The organism is Coriobacteriia bacterium, from assembly GCA_030652115.1.
Lineage (GTDB): Bacteria > Actinomycetota > Coriobacteriia > Anaerosomatales > Anaerosomataceae > UBA6100.
Genome location: JAUSBK010000005.1, coordinates 1 through 5,362, shown reverse-complemented (window position 1 = coordinate 5,362; position 5,362 = coordinate 1). Strand labels below are relative to the sequence as shown.

Below are 5,362 nucleotides of genomic sequence, written 5' to 3'. Positions count from 1 at the left end.
GATAAGCTCGCCCGCTGACGCGGACGAGCTTATCGCTGCTGTTGAGTAAACTCGAACACCCTGACAGGTTCCGCCTAAAGGCTACACCTATCAAGGCGTTCGAGCCACTGCGCTTCTCAGCTGCAGCACAAGCATAAAAACCGCTTGCCCCACAGCCTGCGATGCACGAGGCTCAACAGCAGCGTTAGCCTAGGAGAGGACCATGAAGATGAGGAAGGTTCACATAGCCTCGTTTAATTTTACCAGGACCGACGACCCTGTGCTCAAGAAGCTATTTATTAGTCACGCGTCGGAGGATAAGGATGCTGTGGCGAAACCCTTGGCTGAGGCCTTAATTTGCAATGGCCTCATGGTTTGGTACGACGAGTTTTCCCTGTTTCTCGGCGATAGTCTGAAAGCACGCATAGACGAAGGACTTCGGGAATGCGATTACGCAGTGATAGTATTGAGCAAGGCCTTCTTTCTTAAACACTGGACGATGGAGGAGCTGGACGGGGTCGCCGCCTTGGAAAACGTCAGGAAGCAGAAAGTACTGCTGCCCATTTGGCATGAGGTTAACCAAGTAGATATATCTCGCTACTCTCCGACTCTGGCCGGCAAGAAGGGCATTAGAACTGATGATGGCCTTGATCCAGTTGTGCAATCCATACTTGCGGCACTCAATGTCACTGCGAGGTCGCGCTTCGTAAGACGGTCTGACCTTCACGAGGCTCAGTTGACCCTTTATAGTCAGGATAACTTCCTTGGAGCTTCTTCGGACTGGCCAAACAAAATCGATCTTCGCAAGTCTCCTAGGGTTAAGTGGCTCGACCTTTGGAACAGCCTCAGGGGTGAATTTGAGGAGTTGGATAGACAGGAGGCTGAGTCCGAGACGCCCTCACGAAGGAAAGCCAAAGACAAGAGGAATAATGATGGCTAACAATAAAATTACAGCCGACCGCGTGGAGCAACTTTCTTCGAGCCTAGTACATTGGCGCGGTCGGCTGAATTTTGGCGTTAGATTTAAAGAATAGTTATTCTATAACTGCCATACCCTAATAACCTACTTAAGAGAAATGTCATGAATGAACCTCTACTTTTAATTGAACGAGTCAAAAATACAATCCTTCTAGGTGAAAGCCATTTTCGTGAATTCAAAAGTGCAAAGGAAGGAAAACCAGGAGATAAACAGCTAAGAAACCCCACAAAAATATGTAAAGAAATAGGTGAAGCCCTTGTTGCATTTACTAATGCGGATGGTGGCGACTTACTGATAGGAGTAGAAGATAGTGGAGAAATCACTGGCCTAAAACATACTGAAGAGCAAATTGAAACCATGCTAAATGCACCATATACGCATGTGTATAATGATCAGAAACTACCACTGTTGTATCGCACTAAAATTAATCTCGAAGAGACAATAATACTATTCTTTTCAGTTTCAAAAAGTGACGGCCAAATATATCAACTTCCTGATGGAAGGTGTGTAAGAAGGAAGGATAAAGAAACTATCCCAATTGATTTCAATACAATTATTATCGAACGATCAGAACAACGTTCTAGAGAGTTTGATCGTGAATTCTTGGATGGAGCAAATGTTTCAGATTTAGACCTGGAGCTTCTGTCTGAACTTTCAAGAAACTATCTGCCTGGAATCTCAATTGAGAAGTACTTGCAACAGATCGGTATTGGAGAATACACACCTGCAGGATTGCGCTTACGTCGAGCAGCTATAATCTTGTTTAGTAAAAAGATCGAAAACTGGATACCCAGGTGCGAATTAAGAGTAATAAAGGTTAATGGGAATGAGTTGCTATCAGGAGCAGACTATAATGTGACCGTTGATGAAAGATATGTTGGAAATGCTTTTAGGCTGTTAACAAATGGTTGGGACTTTTTAAGGCCTTTTTTAATTGGTAAGACTGAGTTCGGTCCTGATGCAACTTTCCAAAGCCAATATATATATCCAGAAATTGCTTGCAGAGAAGCATTAGTCAATGCTATCGCGCACCGTGATTACACCATATCAAACAGTATTGATTTTATTATTTACTCAGACAGACTTACAATTAAAAGCCCTGGTTTGCTACTTTCCTCTATAAAAATAGAAGATTTGTTATTGTTCAGAAATGTACATGAATCTAGAAATACTTACGTAGCAAAGGTTCTAAGAGAAAATAAATTTATGAGAGAAATGGGAGAAGGCATCAAGAGAATATATGAAATATTGAATGATAACGAAATTGGTAATCCTATACTTGAATCAAAGGAAAATAGTTTTCATCTAACTATTGAAAACAAAAGCATTTATTCGAATAAGGAGCTTGAGTGGCTTTCCTTGTTTGAATCTTACAGATTAAACAAATTGCAAAAACGGATTGTCGCATTAGGACTTCACGATAAAGAAATTTCTCCGAATGACATTTATAAAGCATTATCAACAAACGATAGAGATACTTACGACTCTGTAGTAACAAGCCTCAGGGTGTTAGGACTACTAGATGAGACAAGGACTTCTTCAGCAGCAACAGCAATGAGCAAACGGCAAAAAATTAAAAAACAAAGGGTTGGGAGATATAAAGTTGTTTCTCCAGGTCGTCAGCAAATTTTAAATCAAACTAAAGTATTAAACGCTATATTCGTTTTCAATCTTCCATCTGATATTGGCGAAGAAAGATTAAAGGAAATATTCAATAGATATGGAAGTATTTCTAATATTAGACAACCAATAAATAGATATAACAAACGCCCGTATAATTATTGCTTCGTTCATTTTGCCGAAGACTCTTCTGCTCAAGAGTTAATAAGGAAAAAAACTATTGATATAGACGGACATATTGCAACTATTTCTGAGTATATTGAAAATATGAAACAAAAATCTAACAAGTCATTAAACCTGAAAAAAAGGGGTTAGGGGTTTGGCTTTGCTTCCCGTCCCGCGCTGTGTTTGCGGTATTCCTGCACACCTTGTTACGCACCCTTTTTTCAGGTTAATTCAAACGATAAGCTCGCCCGCTGACGCGGACGAGCTTATCGCTGCTGTTGAGTAAACTCGAACACCCTGACAGGTTCCGCCTATGGCTACACCTATCAAGGCGTTCGAGCCACTGCGCTTCTCAGCTGCAGCACAAGCATAAAAGCCGCTTGCCCTACAGCCTGCGATGCTCGAGGCTCAACAGCAGCGTTAGAGGGACATATGGAAACGATTTCTTTGAGTAGTTGGGCTGACTTCATCCGGGAGCTAGAAGACATTCGGCAGCGATACGGAACCTATGAATGTGACGGTCGCAAGTTCCCGAACCATATTCTCTACCGAGGACAGGCGGATGAGTGTTGGCACTTGCGAACCACTTTAGAGAGATTCTCCTCATCGATTGCTTGGACTATTACATCATATATGGAAGTGGCCCATACTTGTTTGCCACAACTTGAATCATACCTTGATAGATCATGGGGTATATCCAATCAATGGTCTACTGTTCGCGATGAGGTCACACATGCGCTTCACGAAGGTCCAGATCTCATCCCCCACTATGACTATTGGGTTTACCTGCGACATCATGGATTCCCTTCACCGCTTCTTGATTGGAGCTTTTCCCCCTGGATTGCAGCGTTCTTTGCTTTTGAAGAGTGCCTTCGAGCTGATCGTATTGCTATCTACGCATACATAGAGAACACGGAAGGGCACAGGTTCTCCTGGCATGGGAAGCCACGAGTTAGGGTACAGGGACCTTATGTGAGAACGCACAGGCGTCATTTTCTGCAACAGGCTTGGTATACAGTAGCCCATCAGGAAGAGGGTGATGATCATAAGTTCGTCAGTCATGAGGATGCATTTCAGCAATCGGAACAAGGGCAGGATATTCTTATCAAATTCACTATTCCGAGCTCGGAGAGAATGACTGCACTAAGCTACTTATATGAGTATAACGTAACGAGATTCAGCCTCTTTCAGACAGAAGAGGCCTTGGTCAAGACGCTCGCGTTTAGCGAGATTGAAAAGCGTGCCCTCTAACTCTCGCTTGCAGCTGACGGATCCGGCCTGTCACGCCGGCTGCAGGGCACCCGGCGCGCCAGTCTCGGCCCGCAGCTGAAGCGAAGGATGTTATATTAATAAAATGCTAAACGACGAAAAGAAAAAACGAATAGAATCTCTTTCAACAGACGAAATGCTGTTTGAAATAAATCTTGGTCATAGATCACGATTCCAACGTGACAAATTTGCTTATCTCAAAACGTGCTATCAAAAACGTTTAGAAGAAAAAAAACAATCTTCTAGTAAACAAAATATGGCAACCAACGAAACTAGTGACAAGGATAAGATCTTTTTATCTTATTCTTGGAAAAATTCAGCCATTGCAGATTACCTAGATATCTTATTTAAAACAAAAAATATTACTCTGAATCGTGATGTAAGAGATGTTGAATACAGACAAAGTATCAAGAAGTTCATGAAACAAATTAGATCATCTGATTTTTGCTTGGTTGTAATTAGTGAAGATTATTTGAAATCCATAAATTGCATGTTTGAAGTAACTGAGTTTCTCAAAGAGAAAAACTATAAAGACAGAATTCTTCCTTTAGTGCAAAAAGATGCAAATATATTTGATATCAAAGGAATAAATATATACATAAAATTCTGGCAAGATAAATTTATAGAACTTAAAAAGTCATCGTCAGATATTGATGAACTTAATAGAATTGAAACTATTAACGAGTTGAAAAAAATCGAAAATATTCAGCGAAATATTGGAGATTTCTTGTCAATTATATCTGACATGAAAACAATCATATTTGATAACGAGATCGACGTAACAGATTTCAATAAAATCTATTCGGTTATAAACCCTAATGATTCTTTCTTAGGGGAGCATCATGATGTAGATGGATTTTTTTTACTCAACGTTCCAAGAACCCTTATTAGCAAAGTATTCACATGGATGGCAAAAGAATCTAAAGGCTATACCTTCGAATTGAACAACGCAAAAATATATACAAAAAATGAAATAGATCAAAAAGTAAACGGCGATGCCTTTCAGGCTGAATGGTTTTGTAAAAAATATGCTGCGATCCCAATCAATGAATTGGCTATTAAGTTAGGCCAAAACTATATACCTTACGACCATCGTTTTCTGGAAATCCTACGTAAACACAGAAACAAAATAGTTGGGAATACAGCTATTCATTTAACCAAAGAAGAAATCGAACAATATGGATGAAGATATAATTACAAAGAACAATATAACGAATAAGGATAGATTGTGAGCGCGCAGCGATCCACAATCTTATCCATGGTTGAACAAGCCCGGGGTAATAACAAGGAAATATCTTTTTCAAAGGATTCTGTCAGAAGTGCAATCGAATGATATGCACTTTTCTCAGG

3 protein-coding genes are annotated in these 5,362 nt (G+C 40.5%); all 3 read left to right on the top strand.

Features of this window, described 5'->3' with window-relative positions; all coding sequences use genetic code 11:
- Window positions 1–202: 202 nt before the first annotated feature.
- The 3 genes from Q7W51_03990 to Q7W51_03980 all read left to right on the top strand — a co-directional run bounded on the left by Q7W51_03990 (window position 203) and on the right by Q7W51_03980 (window position 5,198).
- The gene (locus Q7W51_03990) at window positions 203–919 is read left to right on the top strand and encodes a toll/interleukin-1 receptor domain-containing protein (protein ID MDO8847529.1); all 717 of its coding nucleotides are present in this window, start codon (window positions 203–205) and stop codon (window positions 917–919) included.
- A 141-nt stretch (window positions 920–1,060) separates the two neighbouring features.
- Complete coding sequence (locus tag Q7W51_03985) at window positions 1,061–2,893, top strand: ATP-binding protein (protein MDO8847528.1); 1,833 nt, start codon at window positions 1,061–1,063, stop codon at window positions 2,891–2,893.
- 1,204 nt (window positions 2,894–4,097) lie between these two features.
- Entirely contained in the window at window positions 4,098–5,198 is a 1,101-nt protein-coding gene (locus tag Q7W51_03980; protein ID MDO8847527.1) for a toll/interleukin-1 receptor domain-containing protein, read from the top strand.
- Window positions 5,199–5,362 lie beyond the last annotated feature (164 nt).

What these genes read in the sequence shown, in the direction of transcription:
- Q7W51_03990 (MDO8847529.1), top strand. Translation starts at nt 203, where the DNA reads ATGAAGATGAGGAAGGTTCACATAGCCTCGTTTAATTTTACCAGGACC.
- Q7W51_03985 (MDO8847528.1), top strand. Translation starts at nt 1,061, where the DNA reads ATGAATGAACCTCTACTTTTAATTGAACGAGTCAAAAATACAATCCTT.
- Q7W51_03980 (MDO8847527.1), top strand. Translation starts at nt 4,098, where the DNA reads ATGCTAAACGACGAAAAGAAAAAACGAATAGAATCTCTTTCAACAGAC.